Genomic DNA, 23717 nt, shown 5'->3' with positions numbered 1-23717 from the left:
ACGTCCTGCGCGGCCTGGCGCCGAGGGGCAAAATCCGAATGCTTTTAAGGCATACAAAATATTCACTGAAGGCATGAATCAGCGAGGATTACCGGCACATAAATCCAGCAATTGATGCAACAACGCCTGCCCCGCCGCGCCCAGGCCATTGCGGCCATACAGCGCCAGCCGCACGCCCTGCACCGCCGGCAAACCGCTGTCTGCGCCCAACACCACATGCCCGGGCTGCACCACCCGCACCGGCAGCAAGCTGATCCCGAGCCCCGCCGCCACCGCCGAACACACGCTGGCCAGGCTCGCACTGGAGTAACCGATGCGCCAGCGCCAGCCGCCCACCTCCAGGTGATGCAGCATTTCATTGCGGTACAGGCCACCTGCGGGGAATGCCACCAGCGGCAGCGGATCACGCGCCAGGGACGGCGCGCTGCGGCTGTCGACCCAGCACAACGGCTCCGGCCAGGAGGCCAGGCAGTCATCGCTGTTGCCCATTTGCTTGACCAGCAGCACGTCGAATTCACCGCCGCGATAATCGCGCAGCAACTCCGGGCCCAACCCGCTGGTGACCTCCAGGCGCACCCGTGGATAAGCCTGCACAAACGCCGACAGCAGCGGCATCAAGCGTTCAGCTGCAAAATCCTCGGGCACCGCCAGGCGCAACACGCCGTCGCTCTGCTGATTGATCAGCACATCGGCAGCCTCTTCGTGCAGCGCCAGAATGCGCCGCGCGTAGGCCAGCAAGCGTTCGCCCTCGACCGTGGCCACCACGCGGCGCTGGTCGCGGTCCAGCACCTGGCTGCCCAAGGCGTCTTCGAGGCGGCGGATCTGCTGGCTGACCGTGGACTGGGTCAAATGCAGGCGTTCGGCGGCGCGGGTGAAATTGCCGCAATCGACGACGGCGACAAAGCTGCGCAATAACACGGGATCGAACATGGGCCTCACCATTGCATTTGCCACTGATTGGCATGGTTATATTTAATTTCAGAATACCCTTGTAGCTGCCCATACTTCACGCCTCATTGCGCACGAGGGGTTTGGCATGACTGACGATCAACGGCATCTGCATCAGGCGGTGCAACTGGCCCAGGCCAACGTAGCCGCTGGAGGCCGCCCGTTTGGTGCGGTCCTGGTGCGCGACGGCGAGGTGCTGGCGGAGGCTGTCAACGAAATCCACCTCAGCCAGGACCCGACCGCCCACGCCGAAATGCTCGCCATCCGCGCAGCCAGTCAACAACTTGGCCCGCGCCTGGAAGGCTGCGTGATCTACGCCAGCGGCCAACCCTGCCCGATGTGCCTGAGTGCGATATACCTGTGCGGCGTGTCCCGCGTGGTATTCGCTGCCAGCAATGAAGTGGCGACGCCCTTTGGCCTGTCGACAGCAGCGATTTACCAGCAAGTGGCGTTGCCACTGGCGGAGCAAAAATTGCCTGTGCAGCACTTGCCGCAAGCGGCGATGCAGACCCTTTACGCGCAATGGCAGGCCCTGCATGACACTGAATAATTCGTTCGCCGGCAAACTCGCCGGCTGGGGCTTGCTGGTGGTGCTGGGCCTGAACCTGCGGCCGATCCTCAGTTCCATCAGCCCGCTGCTCGGGGAGATCCGCCTGGCCACCGGCCTGAGCTTCCAGAGCAGCGCCCTGCTCACCAGCCTGCCGGTGATTTGCATGGGCCTGGTGGCGCTGGTGGGCGTGCGCCTGGAGGCAAAGCTGGGGGAACGTCGCGGGATCGCCCTGGGGTTGATGATGATTCTGCTGGCGTGCCTCGCGCGCTGGCTGTTTGGCCAGGCGCCGGCACTGCTGGCCACCGCATTGTTCGGCGGCGCGGGTGTGGCGCTGATCCAGGCGTTGGTGCCGGCGATGATCAAGCGTCAGTTTCACCAGCGTGTGCCGTTGGCAATGGGGGTTTATTCGGCGGCGCTGATGGGCGGAGGTGGTTTGGCGGCGTTGTTAAGCCCGTTGGTGGCAGGGCATTTCCAGCATTGGCAAGCCGGCCTCGGGATCTGGCTGCTACCGGCACTGGGAGCGTTGTTGCTGTGGGCGTGGCTGCCATTGGGCGCGGCGAAAAACCCGCAGGTGACGGCGCCGTTCCAGGGCCTGCGCAACCGTCGGGCGTGGTTGTTGGCGCTGTATTTCGGCCTGGTGAATTGCGGCTACATGAGCATGGTCGCGTGGCTGCCGGCCTACTATCAGCAACTGGGTTGGGACGTGCTGCCCAGTGGTTCACTGCTGGCGTTCATGACGATCTTCCAGGTGATCGCCGCGCTGTTGATGCCAGCACTGGCGCAACGAGGCATTGATCGTCGACCGTTATTGAGCATCAGCCTGCTGGCCCAGACCGCGGGCTATATCGGCCTGCTGACAGCCCCGCTGCAATTCCCGCACTTGTGGGTAGCGCTGATCGGTTTTGGCCTGGGTGCGTGTTTTGCCCTGAGCCTGCTGCTGACCCTGGATCACCGCCGCGACCCTCGGGAAGCCGGCCAGTTGGCGGCGTTCGTCCAGGGCGTGGGCTTTTTGATCAACGCTATCTCACCCTGGCTGACCGGCTGGCTGCGGGAGCTGACCGGCAGTTTCGTCAGCGCCTGGATAGTGCTGACGCTGACGGTGGTGGCGATGCTGATACTCACGCGGGTATTCAGCCCCGCGACTTATCGTACCGGCTCTATAGATATGCATTTTGAGTCTAGATAAAGCAATAAAGCTTCGTTGACGGAATAAGTAAGGCTATTAGAATCCCGGTTCCCTCCAGGACGCCGGGAAGCCCCATGGACCTTCGCCAACTGCGCTACTTCATTGCTTTGAACGAGTACCGCAGTTTCGTGCGCGCCGCCGACGCCATGGGCATTACCCAGCCAGCGTTCAGCCGCAGTATCCAAAGCCTGGAACAAGCGTTCGGTTGCATACTGGTGGACCGGGCGCACAAGGACCTGCGCCCTACCCCCGAAGGCCAGGTGGTGTTGCAACACGCATTGTCACTGGTACAGGGCGCGGCGCGCCTGAGCCATGAAGTCACGCGCATGACCAAGCTCGACGCCGGCGAATTGCCCTTTGGCTGCGATGCAGTGGCGGCGGTGAACCTGGTACCCGAAGCGATCGCGCAATTTGTCGGCGCCCATCCCAGAATACGCTGCGGTTTACAGGTGGATAACTGGGAAAAACTCGGCCGCAGTTTAAGCCGCGAGGAGATCGAGTTTTTCGTCGCGGATGTGCGCCACTTCGAGGCCGATCCGAACTTCCAGACCCAAGCCCTGACGCCCCGGCGCAATGTGTTTTTTTGCCGCGCCGGGCATCCGCTGCTGGCCAAGGACAGCCTCTCCACAAACGACTTGTTTGACTACCCATTGGCTACGCCCTTGATAGCTGCGGGGGTACGCAAGCTGCTGGCCAACCTGAGCGGGCGTATCGACTTTTCTCCCGCTATTGAGCTTGAGCAGTTTGCGGCGCTGGCAGCCATTGTGCGCCGCTCCAATGCAATTGGGCTGGGGGCGCAAGAGGCGTTTTCCAACGAATTTGCCAACGGTGAGCTGGCCGTATTGCATTGGCGTAATGTGCCCCACAGCCTCGACAGCTTAAACAATCGCTGCGGGATCGTCAGCCGCACCGGCTTTCGCTTGTCGCCGGCGGCCAAGGCGATGATTGAGACGCTGGTGCAGGTGGATAAGCAAACACTGGAGGTTGCCGTTCAACTCGCCACAGTGTGAGGTTTGAAGCGGTTAGCCCGGGCAAAGGTGCCGAAGTCATTGAAGCGCACGCCCATTTCAGCCATCACCTTGTGCGCCGTTTTCACCGTCATTTGGCGAATGTAGAACGGTTCCTTGACCACGAAATGATGAATCCCGTGGGTGCTGCCGAAGTTGAAGCAGAACGCCTGCAACGGCCACAGCCACCAGGGGTTGAGCACCTGGGTTTGCTGGACCACATTGCCCGGCTCGATATCACCGTAGTAGTGCATGTTGGAGCTGACAAAGTGCAGGCAGAAGGTACGCAGCACATTGGGCCCGATGATCACCACCGCAGCGATGTCGATGACGTGCATCACCGCCAACGTATTCGCCGACCAGTCGATCGGCGCGCCCAGCAGGCTGGCAATGCCGTTGATGGCATGGAAGCCGAGAAACACATACCACGCGCCCCAATGCAGCAACGCCAGCGGTGCGTAGACCAGCGCCGTGCGCTTGAGAATGCTCAACTTGTGCTTCCAGGACGGTGCGCGCAGCACCCGGATCAGCGCCGACATGATGTTGTCGCCGACCATCAGCAACCGCGCCAGGCCCCACGGTTCACCGTTGGTAATCGCCCGCTCCTCAATGTCGGTTTCAGTGCCGGACACCTTGTGGTGGTTGAGGTGGATATGGCGGCGCACCCAAGGGTTGATGGTGCTGGGCCGAGCCAGCCACACCAGGCCCATCATCAGGTTGTGAGGCAGGCGCTGCTTGCGAAAGTACATGCTGTGGATCAGGTCGTGCTCCAGCTCGTGGGTCAATGAGGCGAGGAACGCATTGAGCAGCAGGCACGCCCACCACACCATGTGCCCGGTGATATAAAGCGCCGCCGAACCCAGCATGCCCACCAGCGCAAAGGCCAGGATGCCCGCGCCCAACGCGTCCTGATGCAGCAGCCACGGATGGCGCTGGCGCAATAACAGGCCCTCGGCAAGTACCACTTCACGAATATGCGCTGAACGCTGTAGTGCGTTCATCTGCTGGGGACTTGCACAAGTACCTTGCATGCTTCCATCCTCTTGTTTATTGATGCGTACATCCTGCCCTATGCGATCTGGCGGGACGCTAGCCCCACACGCCAACCTGTTGACCGCAAGCGCCAATCAACATGACCGAACCGACCTCCCTCGCCAGTTGGACCCGCGCCCTGCGCAAGCAGCTCGACGTGCTGGGCCTCGACAGCGCGGCGCTGTGCGTGCAGGCCGGGCTCGACCCACAGCTGATGGATGACCCCAACGCGCGCTATCCGTTGTCCGCTACCACGCGCCTGTGGGAACTGGCGGTGCAGGCCAGTGGCGATCCGGCGATTGGCCTGCGGGTGTCGCGGTTTGTCAGCCCCACCACCTTTCATGCGCTGGGTTACGCGCTGGTGGCCAGCGCCAGCCTGCGGGAAGTGTTCGAACGGATCGTGCGCTATCACCAGGTGGTCAGCGACGCCCTGAGCCTGGAACTTAGCCGGGAGGGCGAGCGTTACCACTTTCGCTTGCAACAGCCTGCCGGCACGTCTGCGCCAGCGTTTGAAGCGATCGATGCGTTTGCCGCGATTTATGTGCGAACCTGCCGTAATCGGCTGGGCCGGGAATACGCGCCGCTGGCGGTGTACCTGCGCCGGCCCGAGCCGGCCGACCCCAAGCCGTGGCACACGGTGTTTCGCGCGCCAGTGTTTTTCGCCGCCGATGAGGACCGTTTGGAGTTTGCCGCCCAGGACTTTGACAGTCACTTGGATGACGCCAATCCAGAGTTGGCCGAACACAATGAAACCGTGCTTAAACGCACCTTGGCGCAATTGCGACCGCTGACCTGGGAGCGCAAGGTGCGTTCTGCCATCGAGGCACAGTTACCCGACGGTGAACCGAGCGCCGAGCGGATCGCCCAGGCGTTGCATTTGAGTTTGCGCAGCTTGCAGCGCCACCTGGCCGATGAGGGATGCCGGTTTGATGCGCTGCTGAATGAATGCCGGGAGAACCTGGCGTTGCTGCATCTGCGCGATCCCGGATGTTCTCTGGCGCAGATCAGTCATTTGTTGGGGTTTGCCGATACCAGCAGTTTTAACCGGGCGTTCAAGCGTTGGACGGGGCTGACGCCCGGGCAGTTTCGGGATGGGTTGAAGTAGCTGGAGCTGGAGTTGCAGTGGGGGCCTCATCGCGGGCAAGCCCGGCTCCCACAGTTGACCGAGTGGTCTTGGGCAACTGTGATCAAGTGTGGGAGCCGGGCTTGCCCGCGATGGCGATGGCCCAGGCACTACAAGCGCCAGATCAGTCAGCGCCCCCGATCGCGCCGCAACACCTTCTTCACCCGTGCCACCAAGGCCCGGGCCTCAAACGGCTTGAGCAAATAATCATCCTCGTGCAATTCCAACCCACGCAGCCGGTCTTCAATCCCGTCGGGCGTGGTCAGGAACAGCATCGGCGTCTCGCCTTTCAGCCGAATCGCCTGTTGCAGCTTCCAGGCATTCAGCCCCGGCAGCATCACATCCAGGATCACCAGGTCGTATTCGGTGCTTTCCACAAAGCGCAGGGCCGCCATGCCATTGGCCGCCACCTCCACCGTGTAACTGGCCTCCTCAAGACTGCGGCCCATCGACTCGGCCGCCTCTGACTCGTGTTCCACTAGCAGGACGCGCATAACACACCTCGAATAATCGTGAGCGCAGGCTAACACCCTCAGGCATGCGCCGCCTCGCGCAAACGCTGTGGGTCGAGGATTTCGATCTCGCCATAGCCCAGGCGCACGATGCCCTGGCCTTGCAGGTCCTTGAGCAACGCGTTGGTGGTCTGGCGCGACAGGCTCAACATCGCAGCGAGGTCTTCCTGGGGCAGTTGCAGCACCTGCCGCGCCTGCTCGATGTCGCCGTAGCCTTCGGCGATCATCAACAAGCGGTGCGCCACCCGCACCGACGCCGGCATCAGGCTCAATTGCTCGATATTGATAAAGGTCAGGCGCAGCTTCTGGCTCATCAACAAGGCCATGTCGCGCCAGTAACGCGGCGCGTCATCGAGGATCTGCAGCAACGCCACATGGGGCACCTGCAACAGCGTGCAAGGCCCGACAGCGCAGGCGTCGTGGGTGCGGGGCAACCCGTCGAACAGGGAAATCTCGCCGAACCAGTACGGCAACTCCGCCAGGCTCAACACCGCTTCCTTGCCCTGCTCGTTCACCGCACTGATGCGCAGGGAGCCTTCCAGCACCGCGTACAACCCGCACGGTGGGTCGCCGCGCTTGAACAGGTACTGCCCCGCCGTCAGCTGCCGCAGCCGGGCGCTGGCCAGCAAGCTATTCTGTAAGTCAGCAGGCAGGTGGCTGTACCAGTGACCGGTGGCCAGCCGTGGGTGCCATTTCTCTACATCCATGAGAACTCCGAGATTGTCGGCCAACTGACAGTCTGCCGCAGGCCTACAGGGCATGATCAAACATCCTACAGGAGGAATAACAATGAAAAGCCTCGTCGACCACCTCAGTCAATACGCCGCCTACCACCGTGACCCACGCAATATCGCCAGCCACTTTATCGGCATTCCGCTGATTGTGGTGGCGGTGGCCGTGCTGCTGTCACGCCCCGAATGGACAGTAGCCGGGTTGTGGCTATCGCCGGCCGTAGTGGTGGCGCTGCTCTCGGCGTGGTTCTACCTGCGCCTGGAATTTGCACTCGGTGTGCTGATGACGGTGCTGATGGGCCTGTCGGTGTGGGCCGGGCATGTGTTGGCAGCGCAAAGTACGCTGGTGTGGCTGGGCAGCGGCATCGGCCTGTTCGTGGTGGGCTGGGTGATCCAGTTTGTGGGGCATTACTACGAGGGCAAAAAACCGGCGTTTGTCGATGACGTGTCCGGGCTGATCGTAGGGCCGTTGTTTGTGGTGGCGGAGTTGGCGTTTCTGCTGGGGCTGCGGCATGACCTCAAGCAGCAGATTGAAGAGCGCTCGGGGCCGGTGGCCGTGCGGCACAAGAACGCCACGGCCTGACAAGCAACACAAACTCAATGTGGGAACCGGTTTTCTGTGGGAGCTGGCTTGCCTGCTCCCACACAAGCCAGCTCCCACATTGGGTTTTGCAGTGTTCTTAGGCTTTCTGCCAGACCTTGGGCTTGAAGAACAACGTCTCGCCCCGCGCCAAACCGGTCAGGCTGTCGTGATCCTTCACCACTTCAGCCTCGATCAGCTCGCTCTGGCCTTCGACTTTCAACGTCACCCGAGTGGTCGCACCCAGCGGGCGAATATCGCGTACTTCAGCCGCGTGGTGGTCTTCCAGCTCATGGCGCGACAGCGACACTTCATGCGGACGGAACAGCACGTGCTTGTCTTCACCCAAATGCAGGCGGTTGGAGTCACCCAGGAAGTGATAAACGAAATCGCTGGCCGGGTTTTCGTAGACTTCACCCGGTGAGCCAATCTGCTCGATCACGCCCTTGTTCATCACCACGATGCGGTCCGCCACTTCCATGGCTTCTTCCTGGTCGTGGGTCACGAACACCGAGGTCAGGTTGATGTCTTCGTGCAGGCGCGCCAGCCAGCGGCGCAGCTCTTTACGGACCTTGGCATCGAGGGCGCCGAACGGCTCATCCAGCAGCAGCACTTTAGGTTCTACCGCCAGGGCGCGAGCCAGGGCGATACGCTGGCGCTGGCCGCCGGAGAGTTGTTCCGGGTAGCGATCCGACAACCAATCAAGCTGCACCATGTTCAGCAGCTCGTGGACTTTTACCGCGATCTGGCTTTCGGTGGGGCGCTGGTTTTTCGGCTTCATGCGCAGGCCGAACGCGACGTTGTCGAACACCGTCATGTGGCGGAACAGCGCGTAGTGCTGGAACACAAAGCCGACGTTGCGATCACGCACATCGTGGCCGGAGACGTCTTCACCGTGGAACACGATGCTGCCGTCATCCGGGGTTTCAAGACCGGCAATGATGCGCAGCAAGGTGGTCTTGCCGCAGCCGGACGGGCCCAGCAACGCCACCAGCTCGCCACTCTGGATGTCCAGATTGATGCTGTTCAGGGCCTTGAAGGCGTTGAAATTCTTGCTGACATTACGGACTTCGATCGACATGACTTATTCCTCACCGGCGCTTTTGCGCAGGCGGTTGATACGGTTCTCGCTCCACTGCTTGAGCAGCAGGATGAAGAGCGCCAGGATCAGCAACAGGCTCGCAACGGCAAACGCGGCGACGTGGTTGTATTCGTTGTAGAGGATCTCGACGTGCAGCGGCAAGGTGTTGGTCACGCCGCGAATGTGGCCGGACACCACCGACACCGCGCCGAACTCACCCATGGCCCGCGCGGTACACAGCACCACGCCGTAGATCAGGCCCCACTTGATGTTGGGCACGGTGACGTGCCAGAACATCTGCCAGCCGTTGGCGCCCAGCAGGCGCGCGGCCTCTTCTTCCTGGGTACCTTGTTCCTGCATCAGCGGGATCAGCTCACGGGCCACGAACGGCACGGTGACGAAGATCGTCGCCAGCACGATGCCCGGCAAGGCGAACACGATCTGGATGTCATGGTCTTGCAGCCACGGGCCAAAGAAGCCCTGGGCGCCGAACATCAACACATAGACCAGGCCGGCGATCACCGGCGATACCGAGAACGGCAGGTCGATCAGGGTCACCAGGATACTTTTGCCACGGAACGAGTACTTGCTCACGCACCACGCGGCGCTGACGCCGAACACCACGTTGAGCGGCACCGAAATTACCACGGCGATCACCGTGAGTTTCAGCGCCGACAGTGCGTCCGGCTCAAGGATCGCGGTGAAGAACGCACCCAGGCCATTCTTCAGGCCTTGGGACACCACGATAAACAGCGGCAGCAGCAAAAACAGCGCAAAAACCAACCAGCCGAGGCTGATCAGGATGCGCCGGGATACGGCACTGCCACGGCGGGCAGCGTTCGCCGACGAGGCGGCGGAAATAGACGATTGGGACATGTTCCGCGCCTCCTTATGGGGTTTCGATGCGCCGCTGCAACAAGTTGATCAGCAGCAGCAGGACAAAGGAAACCACCAGCATCATGACGCCGATGGCGGTAGCGCCGGTGTAGTCGTATTGGTCGAGCTTGACCATGATCAACAGCGGCAGGATCTCGGTTTTCATCGGCATGTTGCCGGCGATGAAAATCACCGAGCCGTACTCACCCACACCTCGTGCGAAGGCCAACGCAAAGCCGGTCAACCAGGCCGGCAGCAGCGCCGGCACCAGGATGTAGCGGAACACTTGCAGGGGCTTGGCGCCGAGGCAGGCGGCGGCTTCTTCGATTTCCCGGGGGATGTCGGCCAATACCGGCTGCACGGTACGCACCACGAATGGCAGCGTGACGAAGGTCAGCGCCAGGGTGATACCCAAGGGGGTGTACGCGATCTTGAAGCCCAGGTCGGCGGCAAACTGGCCGACCAGGCCGGTGGGCGTGTACAGCGCGGTGAGCGCGATACCGGCAACGGCGGTGGGCAGGGCGAATGGCAGGTCGATCATTGCATCAATGATCTTGCGGCCAGGGAAGGTGTAGCGCACCAGCACCCAGGCCAGCAGGGTTCCGATGATGCCGTTGATGATCGCCGCGCAAAACGCGGTGCCGAAGCTCAGTTTCAACGCCGCCAGCACACGGGGTGCGGTGATGATGTTCCAGAACTGATCCCAGGTGAGTTGAGCGGCATGTACAAACATCGCCGCGAGGGGGATGAGTACGATCAGGCTGAGGTACACCACGGTGTAGCCCAGCGTCAGCCCGAAGCCGGGTATGACGGGGGAAATACGACGCGACATAAGAGTCCTTGGTTAGCGGGTAGATACCACTGTAGGAACGAGCTTCTGTGGGAGCCGGCTTTTCTGTGGGAGCCGGGCTTGCCCGCGATAGCATCACCTCGGGGTGTCAGCCACACCGCAGTGATGCTATCGCAGGCAAGCCAGCTCCCACACAAGCCAGCTCCCACAGAAAGGCGCGCTCCTACAGGTAGTTTGGCTTACTGCGCCGAGTAGATCTGGTCGAACACGCCACCGTCATTGAAGAATTTCGGTTGGGCAGTTTTCCAGCCGCCGAAGTCTTTGTCGATAGTCACCAGGTCCAGTTTCGGGAACTGCTGGGCGTATTTGGCGGCGACTTTTTCATCGCGTGGGCGGTAGAAGTTCTTCGCCGCAATCTCCTGGCCAGCCGGGCTGTACAGGTGCTTGAGGTATTCGGTGGCGATCTCGGTATTGCCCTTTTTCTCGGCGTTCTTGTCGACCACGGCCACTGGCGGCTCGGCGAGGATCGACAGCGAAGGCACGACGATGTCGAACTTGTCGGCGCCGCCGTCTTCTTTCAGGGCCAGGAAGGCTTCGTTTTCCCAGGCCAGCAACACGTCACCCTGGCCATTGTTGACGAAGGTGATGGTCGAACCGCGCGCACCGGTGTCGAGGATCGGCACGTGCTTGAACAGCTCTTTTACGTATTCCTGGGCCTTGGCTTCGCTGCCACCGGCTTTCAGGCCATAGGCCCAGGCAGCCAGGAAGTTCCAGCGGGCACCGCCGGAGGTTTTCGGGTTCGGGGTGATCACGGAAACGTCTTTCTTGATCAGGTCGCCCCAATCCTTGATGCCTTTAGGGTTGCCCTTGCGCACCAGGAACACGATGGTCGAGGTGTACGGGGTGCTGGCGTCCGGCAGGCGGGTTTGCCAGTTTTCCGGCAGGGTCTTGCCCAGTTTTGCGATTTCGTCGATGTCGCCGGCCAGCGCCAGGGTCACGACGTCGGCACGCAGGCCGTCGATCACTGCGCGGCCTTGCTTGCCCGAACCACCGTGAGACTGTTGGATCTTGACGGTGTCACCCGGGTGCGACTGCTTCCAGAAGCTGGTGAATTCAGCGTTGTAGTCCTGGTACAGCTCGCGAGTCGGGTCGTAAGACACGTTGAGCAGTTCGTAATCCTTGGCAACAGCGGAACCGGCAAACACGGCACTGGCCAGTGCTGCCAGGGCATAACGGCGAATCGACGACATAGAAGGCTCCTGAAATTCTTGGGTGTTGGCTTTTTTCTTATAGTTGCGGGTCTTGCAATCGAATCGCCGATCTTGTTCAGCTCGGTTTGTTGCCCGGGTTCTGCAAACGGAATTTTTCTTTGCGTTCGATCTGGACTACCTGGGCGTTGTGCACAGTGATTTCCACCGCACCAAACCGCAGATCGCGCAGGGCGCTCTGGATCTCGCGCAAAATGGCTGCTTCGTCCTGGCCGTCAACGCTACGTAGAGATGCGCTCATGGTGGTGCTCCTGAAATGAGAAGTGCCTCGCAGTGGCGGCACTGCTTGCGGCGTGAGGGCGATAGTAGATAAGCGCGGATATTCTTAAAAATACTATTTAAGAATGTTTATATAACCAGAAAGAATTTTCTGACGGGGCGAGGGGTTGCAGCGGTTTTCAGGATCAAAATACTCATGCATGGCTGCACAAAACCCTGTGGGAGCCGGGCTTGCCCGCGATGGCGGTGTATCAGCCAACAGGGATGTCGCCTGTGATGGCCTCATCGCGGGCAAGCCCGGCCCACATTGACCGCGTTGTGTCTAACGAATCGCAGGCGCCTTAGCCCAATCCAGCTCACTGGCCGGCATCGGCCGACCAAACCAGTACCCTTGGCCCAGGTCGCACTGCTGCTCCAGCAGAAACCGCGCCTGCTCAACCTGCTCGATGCCCTCGGCATGCACCTGCATGCCCATGCTTTGCGCCAACGCAATCACCACGCGCACGATTGCCGCGTCATCCTCATCCCACGGCAACCCGGCGACAAACCCCTGGTCGATCTTGAGCTTCTGCACCGGCAAGCGCTTGAGCCGCAGCAGCGATGAATAGCCGGTGCCAAAGTCGTCAATTGCCAGGCGCAGGCCAAGCTCGCGCAAGCGGTGCATTTGCTCCAGGGCCACTTCCGGGTCTTCCATCACCGCGCTTTCGGTAACTTCCAGCTCTAGAAACGCCGGGTCCAGCCCCGTGTCGTGCAGCACCTTGGCCACTTGCTCGTACAGCTCGCGCCGGGCGAACAATCGGCTGGACACATTCACCGCAAGAAACGTAAGCGGCGCGCCGTCGGCCAGCCACTGGCACATCTGGCGACAGGCCTGGTCCATGACCCAGGCGTCGATATCGGCAATCTGCCCGGTACGCTCGGCAATCGGGATGAATTCCGCCGGCGACACCAGCCCGCGCTCCGGGTGCTGCCAGCGCACCAGGGCTTCGACACCGATCAGGCGGCTGTTTTGCAAGTCGTGCACCGGCTGGTAGTACACCCGCAGTTCCTGCTGCTCGAGCGCGCGGCGCAGTTCGCCGGCTATTTCCACCCGGTGCTGGGCGTGGGCAGTCAGTTCTTCGGTGTACAAGGCGTAGCCTTCGCGGCCGGCGCTCTTGGCCTTGAACAGCGCAGAGTCGGCGTTGCGCAACAGTTGTTCGGCGCTCTGGGCATCGCTGGGGAACAGGCTGATGCCAATGCTGGCATTGATAAACAGCTGATGACCATCGAAGATGAACGGCTCTTTCATCGCATCAAGGATTCTTTGCGCCAACGCCGCGGCCTGGACCAGCTGTGGGCAACTTTCCGCCAGCACCGCGAACTCGTCGCCACCCAGGCGCGCCAGGGTCACGCCGGGGCCGAACAGGCCTTGCAGGCGTTCACCGACGGCCTTGAGCAACTGGTCGCCGACGTTATGGCCGAGGCTGTCATTGATGATCTTGAAGTGGTCAAGGTCGAGCAGCAGCAAGGCGCAACCCCGTTTATGGATCTGCGCCGAAGCCAGGGCTTGTTCGGCGCGGTCGGTGAACAGCAGACGGTTAGGCAGGTCCGTCAGCGCGTCGTGGTGGGCCAGGTGCGCCAACTCGTGCTCGGAGTGCTTGATGGCGCTGATGTCGGAGAATACCGCGACGTAGTGACTGAGCTGGTCCTGCTCGTCGCGGATCACCCGGATGGTCTGCCACTGGGGGTATATTTCGCCGCTTTTGCGGCGATTCCAGATTTCGCCGCTCCATTCGCCGTCGCGCTCCAGGGTCTGGAACATCTGCTGATAAAAGCCCGCCGAATGGCGGCCGGACTTGAACAGGCTCGGTTGGCGGCCCATGACGTCTTCGCGCTGGTAACCGGTGATTTCGATAAAGGCCCGGTTAACATGAACAATCAACCCCTTGGCATCCGTGACCAACACCCCTTCGCGGGTGCAATCGAACACGGCAGCCGCCTGGCGCAGACGCTCGCGGTTTTCCTTCAGCGGCTGCTGGATCAGGTTCGCCCGGGCAAAATGCGCGCATAGCAGGTAGATCGCCAGGGCACTGAGGCTGACCCACAGGTAACCGCGCATCTGAAGCCAGCGGCCCAGCTCCACGGGTTCATCGATAAAGTTGATCAATACCTGATGACTGAGCTGAATCCACACAATCGAAACCAGCAGGTACATCAGCCCGACACGCAGGGCACCTCGGTATGAAAACAGCATATGCTCAGTAATCCTTACTAAAAAACCAAATTCGCCCTACAAAGGCTACGGATTATAGAATAAGAAACATCCAGTCACTCCTATCTGAAAGGGCGGCTGGTTTTATCTGTAGGCTTAGTGATAATGCGCAAGCTGGTTTTTTCTATATCTGAGGGCCATACAGCCTATGTGGTACAACGGTTTTCTTGACTTGTCGGCCTGGCAACTGGTTGCAGTCACCCTGTTGATGACCCACGTGACCATTGTCGGGGTCACGGTCTATCTGCACCGCTATTCAGCCCACCGCTCCCTGGAGCTCAATGCTGGCCTGAAACACTTCTTCCGCTTCTGGCTGTGGCTCACCACGGCGCAGAACACCCGCGAGTGGACTGCTATCCACCGCAAACACCACGCCAAATGCGAAACCGTCGACGATCCCCACAGCCCGGTGATCAAAGGCTTGTCCACCGTGCTGCGCAAAGGCGCCGAGCTGTACCGCGCCGAAGCCGAAAACCCCGAGACCCTGCGCATCTACGGCAAGAACTGCCCGGAAGACTGGATCGAGCGCAACCTGTATACCCGCTTCCCGCTGCTGGGTGTGGCGATCATGGGCGTGATCGACCTGCTGCTGTTCGGCACCATCGGCATCACCATCTGGGCGATCCAGATGATGTGGATCCCGTTCTGGGCCGCCGGCGTGATCAACGGCCTGGGCCATGCCATCGGCTACCGCAACTTCGAATGCCGCGACGCGGCGACCAACCTGATCCCGTGGGGCATCATCGTGGGTGGCGAAGAGCTGCATAACAACCATCACACCTACCCCAACTCCGCCAAGCTGTCGGTGAAGAAGTGGGAATTCGACCTGGGCTGGGCCTGGATCAAAGTGTTCAGTTTCCTGCGCCTGGCCAAGGTGCAACGGGTGGCGCCAATCGCCCACCGGGTCGAAGGCAAGGGCCACCTGGACATGGACACCGCCATGGCGATCCTCAACAACCGCTTCCAGATCATGGCCCAGTACCGCAAGTTGGTGATTGGCCCGCTGGTCAAGCAGGAACTGGAGAAGGTCGACCACTCGGTGCGCCACCAATTCCATCGCGCCAAGCGCCTGCTGTCGCGGGAAACCAGCCTGCTGGATGACCGCCATCACGTGCGCATCCAAAGCCTGCTGGAACACAGCCAGGCCCTGAAGGTGATCTACGAGAAGCGCCTGGCGCTGCAACAGATCTGGCTGAAAACCAGCACCAACGGGCATGACATGCTGGCGGCGATCAAGGAATGGGTACACGAGGCCGAGGCCAGCGGGATTCAGTCCCTGCGGGACTTTGCCCATCAGTTGAAGACCTATTCGCTGCGCCCCGCCGCAGTCTGACACGGCTGTAGCGCGCCGATTTTTTGTGGCAGGGGAGCTGCTGTGGGGAGGGAGCTTGCTGTGGCGAGGGAGCTTGCTCCCGCTGGGCTGCGTAGCGGCCCCAAAATCTTGGGAGCGCTGCGCACTCCAGCGGGAGCAAGCTCCCTCGCCACAGCAACCTCCCTCCCCACAGCAACCTCCCTCGCCACAGCAACCTCCCGCCCCACAGCAAGCCCCTCACCCCGATAAGCTCGCGCCTACAGGTTTCTGGCGCCATTTCTTGGTCGCCTCAAATCGACGCCGATAACGGAACTTCGCTGCAAATTCCCCCTCTCAAACAACACTTCGCCATCCCGGCGGCCCTTGTTGTGACCGCTGCCCGACCCTGCGGCACGCCCAGAGAGAATTGTGCCGATGGTCCACGAAAAGACCTTCTCCGATACCCCCGTCCACGACCAGCCACGACCCGCAGCCGCCGCTACGTTGCTGGCGCTGATGCATGCCCAGGGTGAAGTGGAACGCTTGAGTGAACGCGAGCAACTGCTGAGTTCATTGCTGGTCAGTGTGAATGCCGTGCTCTGGGCCATGGAATGGGAGACGCGGCGCGTGCTGTACGTCAGCCCGGCCTATGAACGGGTTTTCGGACGTACGGCGGGCATGCTGCTGGCCGACCACCGGGAATGGCGCAACAGCATTCACCCCGAAGACCTCGACTACGCCGAGCACAGCCTGGCACAGGTGCTGCACAGCGGCGCCGTGGAAGACCGCGAATACCGCATCATCACCGCCGACGGGCAGATCCGCTGGCTCAGCGACAAGTGCTACATCAACCAGCATGCCGAACCCGGCCAGCCGGTAATCGTGGTGGGCATGGCCGAGGACATCACCGAAAAGAAGCAGCTGGAGCTCGAGCTGCATCGCCTCGCCACCACCGACGTACTGACCCGCAGCAGCAACCGCCGTCACTTCTTCGAATGCGCCCACCACGAGTTCGAACGCGCGTGCCTGCAGGGCACGCCGTTGGCATTCCTGCTGCTGGACATCGATGACTTCAAGGTCGTCAACGACACCTACGGCCACCTGGAGGGCGATCAGGTGCTGCAGCGTATCGCCGAATGCGGTCGAGGGGTTCTGCGCCGTGGCGACCTGTTCGGGCGCATTGGCGGCGAAGAATTTGCCGCCGTGCTGCCCGGTTGCGCACCGGGGATGGCAATGCAGGTAGCCGAACGCCTGGGGCACGAGATTGCGCAACTGCGCTTCAGCCATGAAGGTGAGAGCTACGCGGTCACCGTCAGCCAGGGTTTGGCCAGCCTGACCGCCGAGGACGCCCACGTCGACAGCCTGTTCGCCCGCGCCGATGCGGCCATGTACGAGGCCAAGCGCCAGGGCAAAAACCGCGTGCTCGCAGGCTGACGCTACACGACTCCCTGTGGGAGCCGGGCTTGCCCGCGATGCAGGCACCTCGGTGTGTCAGTTGTACCGAGATGACGCTATCGCAGGCAAGCCAGCTCCCACACTGGCCCGCATCGCCTGCTAGGTTTTGCGCATACGGGTCAGTTCCGGCAAACCCACCTTGAGCAAGCGTGCCGTCTTGCCTTTCGCCAACACCTCCACGCCTTCATGCTCGGTCAGCCGCGCCAGTTGCGCCGCCAGGTTCACCACCAGCGCCTCCCGGGAATACACCCCGCCCTCCAGCGAATAAATCGCCGCGATCAACTGGCGTAGCTCCAGCGGCAAGCGCCAGCGGGTGCGCAACGCCGAGCCATAGGCCGCACCGAAGGTGTAGAGGGACTCGCCAATCAGTTCGTCATCCAGTTCGCCGCCGCCCTGCAGCCAGTCTTGCAGGCACCGCAGCAAGGCCAGGTCACCGAGGCGATGGAGGATGCCGGCGCTGTAGCAGCGCTCGTGATCCAGGTCGAGCATCCGCGCCAGGCTGCGGGCGTAGTCGGCGGTGTGCTGCGACAGCTGCCAGTAACGCTCGGCGTAATCCTTGAGGCTCGGGTCGCTCAGTACCACGTTGTGCTTGAGGGCAAGCCCCAGGATCAGGTTCATGCTCTGCCCGGCCGCCAGCTTGTGCAGGGCCATGGGCAGGGTTTGCACCGGCGAGCCGTGATGGCCGGCACTGTTGGCGGCGGCGATCAGCACGGCGGTGATTTGCGGGTCGATGCGCACCTGTTCTTCCAGGCGCTTGAGGTCCAGGCCTTCCGGCTCCAGGCTGTGCTGCACCGCAGCCTTTACGTCGACTCGCAGCGGCGCGCCGTCGGACGCTTCGCGGCGACGCTCCAGAAACACCGCCAAGGTCATGCCCGGCGCCAGGGCCGGGACTTCGCAATACACCGTCTCACCTTCGTTCAGCAGCAAGTCTTGCAGGCGCTGGGTCAGGCTTTCCATGTTCAGGGGCTTGGTCAGGTACGCCGTGGGCGCCAGGGGCAAGGCTTCGCGCACGCTGGCGCTGTCGTTGCGGGTACTCAGCAGGATAAACGGCAACAGTGGCGAACGCCGTTGCTGGCGCACACTGCGCAACAGGCTCAGGCCATCGACGCCGGGAAGCTCCCAGTCGGCGATGATCAGGTCATAGGGTTTCTCGCGCAGCAGCTCGGCGGCACGCTGGCCATCGGCGCACACATCCAGCCGTGCGTCGCAGCGCACATTCAACAGCACCTGCTTGAGCAAATCCCGCGACCAAGGGTCGGCCTCGGCAATCAACACACGGGGTACAGCCGGTAAATCAACAGCAGTCATCCAGCACGCTCCATCGGCAATACCAGCACCTTAGACAAAGGAGCCGCCTGCGTACATGAACAAGCGCTGAATACCGTTCATCGGGCATAAAAAAACCCGCCGAAGCGGGTTTTTTTGTCGATCAGGTCAACATTCGATCACAACTCGCAGAAGCACTCTTCGATGATCGCCAGGCCTTTGTCCAACTGCTCGTCCGGCGAGGTCAGCGGGACCAGCACGCGCAACACGTTGCCGTAGGTGCCGCACGACAGCAGGATCAAGCCTTTGTCGCGTGCCTTGGCCACCACAGAAGCCACTGCTGCAGCGTTCGGCTTGTGGCTGTCGCCATCTTCGAACAGCTCGACCGCGATCATCGCGCCCAGGGCGCGCACTTCGCCAATCACCGGGTACTTGGCCTGGATAGCTTTCAGGCCGGTGACCAGGCGCTCGCCGACAGCTTTGCAGCGGTCCAGCAGGTGTTCTTCTTCAAACACTTCCATCACGGCCAGGGCCGCGGCGCAAGCGATCGGGCTACCGGCGTAGGTGCCGCCCAGGCCACCTGGCGCGATGGCATCCATGTATTCAGCCTTGCCGCACACACCGGCCAGCGGGAAGCCGCCCGCGATGGATTTGGCGAAGGTTGTCAGGTCGGCAGCAACGCCCATCTGTTCCATGGCGAAGAAGGTACCGGTGCGGCCGGCGCCGGTTTGCACTTCGTCGGCGATCAGCAGGATGCCGTGCTTGTCGCACAGTTCGCGCAGGCGCTTCATGAAGGATTTAGGCGCAACGTAGAAACCGCCTTCGCCCTGCACCGGCTCGATGATGATGGCAGCGATATCACGCGGCTCGGCATCGTTTTTGAAGATGCGTTCGATGCTGGCGATGGAGTCATCATCGCTCACACCGTGCAGTTCGTTCGGGAACAGCGCACGGAACACGCCGCCTGGCATCAGGCCCATGCCGGCCGAGTACGGTACGACTTTACCGGTCAGGCCCAGGGTCATCATGGTGCGGCCGTGGTAGGCGCCGGTGAACGCGATTACGCCGGCGCGGCCAGTGGCAGCACGGGCGATCTTCACGGCGTTTTCTACCGCTTCGGAACCGGTGGTGACCAGCAGGGTTTTCTTGGTGAAATCACCTGGCACCTTGGCGTTGATCTTTTCGCACACTTCAACATACGGCTCGTACGCCAGCACCTGGAAGCAGGTGTGGGTCAGCTTGTTGAGTTGCTCGGTCACGGCCGCGATAATTTTCGGGTGTACGTGACCGGTGTTCAGCACAGCGATACCGCCGGCGAAGTCGATGAACTCGCGACCTTCAACGTCGGTCACGGTGGCGTTCTTCGCCGATTCGGCGAAGATCGGGTGAATCTGGCCAACACCGCGCGGTACAGCGGCTTCGCGGCGTTTCATCAGGGATGCGTTGGTCTTGCTCATAAAGTCCTCATTCGCCACTCATCGGGTGGCGTGGTCCAAGGAATACGTGGCGGGGAGGCAACTACGCCAGCATGCGATGATCGACTGCCACAGCTTTCCCGGCCACTACGAATAACGGTGTGAAGCACGCAAAGGGACAGCGCTCTCGTGCCCTTTGCGTTTACTGCAACCTCGCGCCGGGCTTAGATGCCCAGGCAGAGGTATTTGATTTCCAGGTAGTCCTCGATCCCGTACTTGGAACCTTCACGGCCCAGGCCCGACGCCTTGATGCCGCCGAACGGCGCCACTTCGTTGGAGATCAGCCCGGTGTTGACGCCGACCATGCCGTATTCCAGGGCTTCGGCCACACGGAACACACGACCCAAGTCGCGGGCATAGAAGTAGGAAGCCAGGCCGAACTCGGTGTCGTTGGACATCGCGATCACTTCGGCTTCGTCTTTGAAGCGGAACAGCGGCGCCAGCGGGCCGAAGGTTTCTTCCTTGGCCACGGCAGCATTCTTCGGCACGTTGACCAGGATGGTCGGCTCGAAGAAGTTGCCTTCCATCACCTTGCCACCCGCCAACAGGGTTGCGCCTTTGCTCAGGGCATCAGCGATATGCTCCTGAACCTTGGCCACGGCCTTCTCGTCGATCAGCGGGCCGGTGGTGGTGCCTTCTTCCAGACCGTTGCCGATCTTCAGCTTGGCCACCGCCACTTTCAGTTTCTCGGCGAACGCGTCGTACACCGAATCCTGAATGTACAGACGGTTGGCGCAGACGCAGGTCTGACCGTTGTTGCGGTACTTGGAAATGATCGCGCCTTCGACGGCCTTATCCAGGTCGGCGTCGTCGAACACGATGAACGGCGCGTTGCCGCCCAGTTCCAGGGAGACTTTCTTGATGTCCTTGGCGCATTCGGCCATCAGCTGGCGACCGATTTCGGTGGAGCCGGTGAAAGACAATTTACGCACGATCGGGTTGCTGGTCAGCTCGCTGCCGATATCGCCGGCGCTGCCGGAGACCACGCTGAACACGCCTTTCGGGATGCCGGCACGCTGGGCCAGTTCAGCCAGGGCGAACGCGGAGAACGGGGTTTGCGACGCAGGCTTGAGCACCATGGTGCAACCGGCGGCCAGGGCCGGGCCGGCTTTACGGGTAATCATCGCGGCCGGGAAGTTCCACGGCGTGATGGCGGCGGTAACGCCGATCGGTTGCTTGATCACGATCAGGCGCTTGTCCGGCTGGTGGCCGGGAATCACATCACCGTAGACGCGCTTGGCTTCTTCGGCGAACCACTCGATGAACGACGCGGCGTAGACGATTTCGCCCTTGGCTTCGGCCAGCGGCTTGCCTTGCTCCAGGGTCATCAGGCGAGCCAGGTCGTCCTGGTTCTCGATGATCAGTTCGAACCAGCGACGCAGCTTGTTGGCGCGGTCCTTGGCGGTGAGTGCACGCCAGGCCGGAAGGGCCTTGTCAGCTGCTTCAATGGCGCGACGGGTTTCGGCGGCGCCCATTTTTGGCACGGTACCGAGAATTTCGCCGGTAGCGGGGTTATTGACCTTGATCGTTTGACCGTTGTCCGCATCGACCCAAGCGCCATCAATGAAGGCTTGCTGGCGGAACAACTGGGTGTCTTTGAGCTGCATGTCGGCTTTCCTTAACAGCACCGCGCACGCGCGGAGCGAATTAGAGTTGTTGAAAGGCGCCTTTAAGGCTGCCGTCAGGGAAATCATTCACTGGGCGCAAGCACGTAAATGGCGCACGTAAGGGCAAATGTGCGGTTCAGCACCCAGGCAGGAGCGTTTGAAATCTCAAACGAATCCTAGGATCAATGGGGGTTCAGGGCAATAGTCTGTTCGAAAAAAAGAACGAAAACGGCGCATTTGCTCCATTTTTCTGATCAGCGTATTTCGGCCGAGTTCAACCGCATTAAGTCGAGACGCCCGGCACAGGGCGCCGGCGGTACGTATTCCTACTGGCAGGAGGCCGAAAAGCGGCATGGACGCCCAAGGTCGACATGGGTATGATGTCGCCCGCACAAGCATCCGTAGCTCAGCTGGATAGAGTACTGCCCTCCGAAGGCAGGGGTCGTGGGTTCGAATCCCGCCGGGTGCACCATATAGCAGTCTCGGGCTGTCTCAGACAGTCTACGAAACACCCCAAGAAGCCCGCCCTGTGCGGGCTTTCTTGTTTCTAGCTATCCGTCCCTGTCTACCCCTATAACTTCCCGCCGTGTATGCCCACGTGTATGCCTTGAGATTCCTATAACTGGAGGCATACAGGAAAAGCGCACTGAAATCAAACGTCGCCCCTTAGCAGACACCACGCTTGCAGGCCTGGAGCCTGAACAAACAACGTATCGGGAGCAGGACGGGAATGGCCTGTACTTCCGGGTGAAACCTAACGGGCAGAAATCATGGGAGCTGCGCTACAAAAAGCCAGACGGAAAATGGTCTTGGCTGGGTCTCGGCTTGTAATATTCAGAATCTCAACTTACTCACCGCTTCTAACATCGCTTTGGATGTGGCGGACTTTTCCTACCACAGTTCATTTGGTAGGTTTTGGTTCGAAGTACACGCCAGACGGTACGCATGCAAGGAATCCATCAAGCCCTTGTTCGTGCTGGGCGATGATCCACGCAGATTGCTTACGCTCCCGCGCCCTGTCGCACCCATCCGGTCCACTGGCGACGTACAAGCCGTCAAGATGGTTGTACGTCTCGCACTCGGTGGCGTTACACGCCACGGCCACAAGATGCACTGGACGCGTTACCTCCCTATGGCGGTCTATCAGATACACAACGGCAAATGGCAAGTGCAGGCAAGTACAAGAGCGATGGATGACTTATTCATTGGTCGTTTCCGGGGTATCAATACGACGAACAGGTCGTATGGCCATAATCGGTCATGCCGTTGGTGTAGACCGGGTAGGGCGGCACAGTCGCCCATGGTGGTCCTTTCGGGCAGGCCAAGACGGTACCGCCGAAGACGCCCAGCGCCAAGCCCGCTTTGTCGGCCTGGACCATTGCCAACCGGAGTGCTTCTGTTGCCTTGCGCTGCGCAGCGTTCATAGGTCAAACCCCTAATACAAAAAGTCTTTCAGGGAAGTATTATTGACCAAACTTTATTGATGCAAGTGTTTTTTTACCAACAGATTGGTATTCTTTAATATTCTTCTCGGCCATATTAAATGTTGCAATTATTAGGCTATCATCTGATAGCACATATAACTGCATATTGAATATATCAGCATCAAGCCCCTTTGATGTGAATGTTATCAACCATGCTTTGTAACCCTCAACCGTGACCGGTGATGCTTGAGGCGCCAAGTTTCTCATGGAGTTCAACATTCCATCCTTGATTTCATCAATCCCAACTAGCTCTGGTTTTTTAAACCTTGATATACCAAAAGACACTGTGCCGTTTTCATTAGCGTAAATAACCTGAGGTCTTTTTTTTGATGGGTATTTAATTTCAGCTAGCTTTTCAGGTAACAGCGTAAATTTACTTGGAATTTCGACACTTAAATCCAAGGATTGAATATCCTCACTTCTCATGTCCATATTTAATGCTGAAACATTTACCGAGACCATTAATACGAAGACAGATAGCGCTAGATTTTTCCGGAGTTTAATCATATTTTTAATCCTTAATCTTGCCATCATTTATCCGTTTAGGCTTCAATCGTAACGGCTGCAGGGTTGGGGCGCGCGTGCTTTTTCTACGGTATTCGGTAACGAAATTCCGACTTTGGTCAAATTACATCAAATTGATAGAAACAACTTCGACAAATCGAAATTTTTTCCTGGCCGCCTTAGTAGCGTCTTGCTCAACTAGGAGAGTACTCAACGTATCTGCTTCATGGACCATCTCATACGTCTTGCCTTCAAACTCATTGCCCACCCGCAGCGTGACTCTCAGCCTGGGCGTGAAGGCTTTCGCGAATTTCTTTTTATCTGTCGCCTTAGTCGGCTGCGTGTCCAAGATATCTGGGAGAGGCTCATGCTCGGGAGATGTGCTGTACTGCGCAATTTGCTCGGCACCACCGAACAGTGCACGACGCATCTCTTCTTCAGCTAATTTTGGGGCACCAGATACAGATGAAAAAGCCCCAGG

The 23717-nt window shown here is 60.3% G+C and carries 23 protein-coding genes, 1 tRNA gene and 1 pseudogene; 9 read left to right on the top strand and 16 right to left on the bottom strand.

What is annotated here, in order from left to right; all coding sequences use genetic code 11:
* Positions 1–78 precede the first annotated feature (78 nt).
* Positions 79–930 carry a LysR family transcriptional regulator gene (locus tag RGV33_RS00980; protein ID WP_322142741.1) on the bottom strand — a complete coding sequence of 284 codons (852 nt, stop codon included), beginning with the start codon at positions 928–930 and terminating at the stop codon, positions 79–81.
* Between the two features lie 106 nt (positions 931–1036).
* Between RGV33_RS00980 and RGV33_RS00975 the strand changes: the two genes are divergently transcribed.
* The 3 genes from RGV33_RS00975 (at position 1037) to RGV33_RS00965 (ending at position 3694) form a co-directional block, all read left to right on the top strand.
* Entirely contained in the window at positions 1037–1498 is a 462-nt protein-coding gene (locus RGV33_RS00975) for a nucleoside deaminase (RefSeq protein WP_322142740.1), read from the top strand.
* Positions 1485–2684, top strand: a complete 1200-nt coding sequence (locus RGV33_RS00970) for a CynX/NimT family MFS transporter (RefSeq protein ID WP_322142739.1) — start codon at positions 1485–1487, stop codon at positions 2682–2684. The genes RGV33_RS00975 and RGV33_RS00970 overlap by 14 nt, the downstream gene beginning before the upstream one ends.
* Positions 2685–2758: 74 nt before the next feature.
* The gene (locus tag RGV33_RS00965) at positions 2759–3694 is read left to right on the top strand and encodes a LysR family transcriptional regulator (protein ID WP_322142738.1); all 936 of its coding nucleotides are present in this window, start codon (positions 2759–2761) and stop codon (positions 3692–3694) included.
* On the opposite strand, the gene RGV33_RS00960 is transcribed toward RGV33_RS00965, so the two are convergent.
* On the bottom strand, positions 3676–4722 hold the full coding sequence (locus tag RGV33_RS00960; RefSeq protein WP_322142737.1) for a fatty acid desaturase: 1047 nt from the start codon (positions 4720–4722) through the stop codon (positions 3676–3678). The two genes, RGV33_RS00965 and RGV33_RS00960, sit on opposite strands and share 19 nt — an antisense overlap.
* A 101-nt stretch (positions 4723–4823) precedes the next feature.
* On the opposite strand from RGV33_RS00960, the gene RGV33_RS00955 reads away from it, so the two are divergent.
* Complete coding sequence (locus RGV33_RS00955) at positions 4824–5828, top strand: AraC family transcriptional regulator (RefSeq protein ID WP_322142736.1); 1005 nt, start codon at positions 4824–4826, stop codon at positions 5826–5828.
* Between the two features lie 146 nt (positions 5829–5974).
* On the opposite strand, the gene RGV33_RS00950 is transcribed toward RGV33_RS00955, so the two are convergent.
* Positions 5975–6340 carry a response regulator transcription factor gene (locus RGV33_RS00950; RefSeq protein ID WP_322142735.1) on the bottom strand — a complete coding sequence of 122 codons (366 nt, stop codon included), beginning with the start codon at positions 6338–6340 and terminating at the stop codon, positions 5975–5977.
* 38 nt (positions 6341–6378) lie between these two features.
* Positions 6379–7065, bottom strand: coding sequence for a Crp/Fnr family transcriptional regulator (locus RGV33_RS00945; protein WP_322142734.1), 687 nt, complete (start codon positions 7063–7065; stop codon positions 6379–6381).
* 82 nt (positions 7066–7147) lie between these two features.
* On the opposite strand from RGV33_RS00945, the gene RGV33_RS00940 reads away from it, so the two are divergent.
* Positions 7148–7672 (top strand): DUF962 domain-containing protein, encoded by a 525-nt coding sequence (locus tag RGV33_RS00940; protein WP_322142733.1) that lies wholly within the window; start codon positions 7148–7150, stop codon positions 7670–7672.
* 97 nt (positions 7673–7769) lie between these two features.
* Here the strand turns inward: RGV33_RS00940 and RGV33_RS00935 are convergent, their stop codons facing one another.
* The 6 genes from RGV33_RS00935 to dibA all read right to left on the bottom strand — a co-directional run bounded on the left by RGV33_RS00935 (position 7770) and on the right by dibA (position 14136).
* The gene (locus RGV33_RS00935; protein WP_177042302.1) at positions 7770–8750 is read right to left on the bottom strand and encodes a sulfate/molybdate ABC transporter ATP-binding protein; all 981 of its coding nucleotides are present in this window, start codon (positions 8748–8750) and stop codon (positions 7770–7772) included.
* Positions 8751–8753: 3 nt separating this feature from the next.
* Positions 8754–9626 (bottom strand): sulfate ABC transporter permease subunit CysW, encoded by an 873-nt coding sequence (gene cysW, locus RGV33_RS00930; protein ID WP_322142732.1) that lies wholly within the window; start codon positions 9624–9626, stop codon positions 8754–8756.
* Positions 9627–9639: 13 nt separating this feature from the next.
* The gene (cysT, locus tag RGV33_RS00925) at positions 9640–10458 is read right to left on the bottom strand and encodes a sulfate ABC transporter permease subunit CysT (protein ID WP_076015547.1); all 819 of its coding nucleotides are present in this window, start codon (positions 10456–10458) and stop codon (positions 9640–9642) included.
* A 197-nt stretch (positions 10459–10655) separates the two neighbouring features.
* Positions 10656–11666: a sulfate ABC transporter substrate-binding protein gene (locus RGV33_RS00920; protein WP_322142731.1), complete on the bottom strand. Its 1011-nt coding sequence runs from the start codon at positions 11664–11666 to the stop codon at positions 10656–10658.
* Between the two features lie 76 nt (positions 11667–11742).
* Entirely contained in the window at positions 11743–11925 is a 183-nt protein-coding gene (gene oscA, locus RGV33_RS00915) for a sulfur starvation response protein OscA (protein WP_003170956.1), read from the bottom strand.
* A 300-nt stretch (positions 11926–12225) separates the two neighbouring features.
* Complete coding sequence (gene dibA, locus RGV33_RS00910) at positions 12226–14136, bottom strand: phosphodiesterase DibA (RefSeq protein WP_322142730.1); 1911 nt, start codon at positions 14134–14136, stop codon at positions 12226–12228.
* Positions 14137–14302: 166 nt separating this feature from the next.
* Between dibA and desA the strand changes: the two genes are divergently transcribed.
* The gene (gene desA / locus RGV33_RS00905; RefSeq protein ID WP_322142729.1) at positions 14303–15487 is read left to right on the top strand and encodes a delta-9 fatty acid desaturase DesA; all 1185 of its coding nucleotides are present in this window, start codon (positions 14303–14305) and stop codon (positions 15485–15487) included.
* Between the two features lie 393 nt (positions 15488–15880).
* On the top strand, positions 15881–16879 hold the full coding sequence (locus tag RGV33_RS00900) for a sensor domain-containing diguanylate cyclase (protein WP_322142728.1): 999 nt from the start codon (positions 15881–15883) through the stop codon (positions 16877–16879).
* A gap of 120 nt (positions 16880–16999) precedes the next feature.
* Here the strand turns inward: RGV33_RS00900 and RGV33_RS00895 are convergent, their stop codons facing one another.
* From RGV33_RS00895 to gabD, 3 genes are all read right to left on the bottom strand, one after another.
* Positions 17000–18208, bottom strand: coding sequence for an HDOD domain-containing protein (locus RGV33_RS00895; protein WP_322142727.1), 1209 nt, complete (start codon positions 18206–18208; stop codon positions 17000–17002).
* Between the two features lie 137 nt (positions 18209–18345).
* The gene (gene gabT, locus RGV33_RS00890) at positions 18346–19623 is read right to left on the bottom strand and encodes a 4-aminobutyrate--2-oxoglutarate transaminase (RefSeq protein ID WP_322142726.1); all 1278 of its coding nucleotides are present in this window, start codon (positions 19621–19623) and stop codon (positions 18346–18348) included.
* Positions 19624–19805: 182 nt separating this feature from the next.
* Positions 19806–21248: an NADP-dependent succinate-semialdehyde dehydrogenase gene (gabD, locus tag RGV33_RS00885; protein ID WP_155585418.1), complete on the bottom strand. Its 1443-nt coding sequence runs from the start codon at positions 21246–21248 to the stop codon at positions 19806–19808.
* A gap of 395 nt (positions 21249–21643) precedes the next feature.
* Between gabD and RGV33_RS00880 the strand changes: the two genes are divergently transcribed.
* Positions 21644–21720, top strand: a tRNA-Arg gene (locus RGV33_RS00880).
* Between the two features lie 158 nt (positions 21721–21878).
* Positions 21879–22073 (top strand): annotated as a pseudogene (locus RGV33_RS00875) (Arm DNA-binding domain-containing protein); the annotation flags it as partial.
* Between the two features lie 398 nt (positions 22074–22471).
* Here the strand turns inward: RGV33_RS00875 and RGV33_RS00870 are convergent.
* The 3 genes from RGV33_RS00870 to RGV33_RS00860 form a co-directional block, all read right to left on the bottom strand.
* A complete protein-coding gene (locus tag RGV33_RS00870) occupies positions 22472–22672 on the bottom strand; it encodes a hypothetical protein (RefSeq protein ID WP_322142725.1) in 201 nt (66 codons plus the stop codon).
* 39 nt (positions 22673–22711) lie between these two features.
* Positions 22712–23239, bottom strand: coding sequence for a hypothetical protein (locus tag RGV33_RS00865; protein ID WP_322142724.1), 528 nt, complete (start codon positions 23237–23239; stop codon positions 22712–22714).
* A gap of 121 nt (positions 23240–23360) precedes the next feature.
* Positions 23361–23666: a hypothetical protein gene (locus RGV33_RS00860; RefSeq protein ID WP_322142723.1), complete on the bottom strand. Its 306-nt coding sequence runs from the start codon at positions 23664–23666 to the stop codon at positions 23361–23363.
* Positions 23667–23717 lie beyond the last annotated feature (51 nt).

The sequence above is a fragment of the Pseudomonas sp. Bout1 genome (assembly GCF_034314165.1).
GTDB lineage: Bacteria > Pseudomonadota > Gammaproteobacteria > Pseudomonadales > Pseudomonadaceae > Aquipseudomonas.
Note: the sequence above shows the minus strand (reverse complement) of the source record. Positions and strands in the feature narration are given on the sequence as shown.

Excerpts from the sequence above, each read along its gene's own strand:
- desA (WP_322142729.1), top strand. The coding sequence starts at position 14,303 with ATGTGGTACAACGGTTTTCTTGACTTGTCGGCCTGGCAACTGGTTGCA.
- gabT (WP_322142726.1), bottom strand. The coding sequence starts at position 19,623 with ATGAGCAAGACCAACGCATCCCTGATGAAACGCCGCGAAGCCGCTGTA.
- RGV33_RS00900 (WP_322142728.1), top strand. The coding sequence starts at position 15,881 with ATGGTCCACGAAAAGACCTTCTCCGATACCCCCGTCCACGACCAGCCA.
- RGV33_RS00965 (WP_322142738.1), top strand. The coding sequence starts at position 2,759 with ATGGACCTTCGCCAACTGCGCTACTTCATTGCTTTGAACGAGTACCGC.
- RGV33_RS00940 (WP_322142733.1), top strand. The coding sequence starts at position 7,148 with ATGAAAAGCCTCGTCGACCACCTCAGTCAATACGCCGCCTACCACCGT.
- RGV33_RS00895 (WP_322142727.1), bottom strand. The coding sequence starts at position 18,208 with ATGACTGCTGTTGATTTACCGGCTGTACCCCGTGTGTTGATTGCCGAG.
- RGV33_RS00980 (WP_322142741.1), bottom strand. The coding sequence starts at position 930 with ATGTTCGATCCCGTGTTATTGCGCAGCTTTGTCGCCGTCGTCGATTGC.
- RGV33_RS00955 (WP_322142736.1), top strand. The coding sequence starts at position 4,824 with ATGACCGAACCGACCTCCCTCGCCAGTTGGACCCGCGCCCTGCGCAAG.
- dibA (WP_322142730.1), bottom strand. The coding sequence starts at position 14,136 with ATGCTGTTTTCATACCGAGGTGCCCTGCGTGTCGGGCTGATGTACCTG.
- RGV33_RS00975 (WP_322142740.1), top strand. The coding sequence starts at position 1,037 with ATGACTGACGATCAACGGCATCTGCATCAGGCGGTGCAACTGGCCCAG.
- RGV33_RS00920 (WP_322142731.1), bottom strand. The coding sequence starts at position 11,666 with ATGTCGTCGATTCGCCGTTATGCCCTGGCAGCACTGGCCAGTGCCGTG.
- RGV33_RS00935 (WP_177042302.1), bottom strand. The coding sequence starts at position 8,750 with ATGTCGATCGAAGTCCGTAATGTCAGCAAGAATTTCAACGCCTTCAAG.
- gabD (WP_155585418.1), bottom strand. The coding sequence starts at position 21,248 with ATGCAGCTCAAAGACACCCAGTTGTTCCGCCAGCAAGCCTTCATTGAT.
- cysW (WP_322142732.1), bottom strand. The coding sequence starts at position 9,626 with ATGTCCCAATCGTCTATTTCCGCCGCCTCGTCGGCGAACGCTGCCCGC.
- RGV33_RS00860 (WP_322142723.1), bottom strand. The coding sequence starts at position 23,666 with ATGCGTCGTGCACTGTTCGGTGGTGCCGAGCAAATTGCGCAGTACAGC.
- RGV33_RS00865 (WP_322142724.1), bottom strand. The coding sequence starts at position 23,239 with ATGATTAAACTCCGGAAAAATCTAGCGCTATCTGTCTTCGTATTAATG.
- RGV33_RS00960 (WP_322142737.1), bottom strand. The coding sequence starts at position 4,722 with ATGCAAGGTACTTGTGCAAGTCCCCAGCAGATGAACGCACTACAGCGT.
- RGV33_RS00870 (WP_322142725.1), bottom strand. The coding sequence starts at position 22,672 with ATGAACGCTGCGCAGCGCAAGGCAACAGAAGCACTCCGGTTGGCAATG.
- RGV33_RS00950 (WP_322142735.1), bottom strand. The coding sequence starts at position 6,340 with ATGCGCGTCCTGCTAGTGGAACACGAGTCAGAGGCGGCCGAGTCGATG.
- RGV33_RS00970 (WP_322142739.1), top strand. The coding sequence starts at position 1,485 with ATGACACTGAATAATTCGTTCGCCGGCAAACTCGCCGGCTGGGGCTTG.
- oscA (WP_003170956.1), bottom strand. The coding sequence starts at position 11,925 with ATGAGCGCATCTCTACGTAGCGTTGACGGCCAGGACGAAGCAGCCATT.
- cysT (WP_076015547.1), bottom strand. The coding sequence starts at position 10,458 with ATGTCGCGTCGTATTTCCCCCGTCATACCCGGCTTCGGGCTGACGCTG.
- RGV33_RS00945 (WP_322142734.1), bottom strand. The coding sequence starts at position 7,065 with ATGGATGTAGAGAAATGGCACCCACGGCTGGCCACCGGTCACTGGTAC.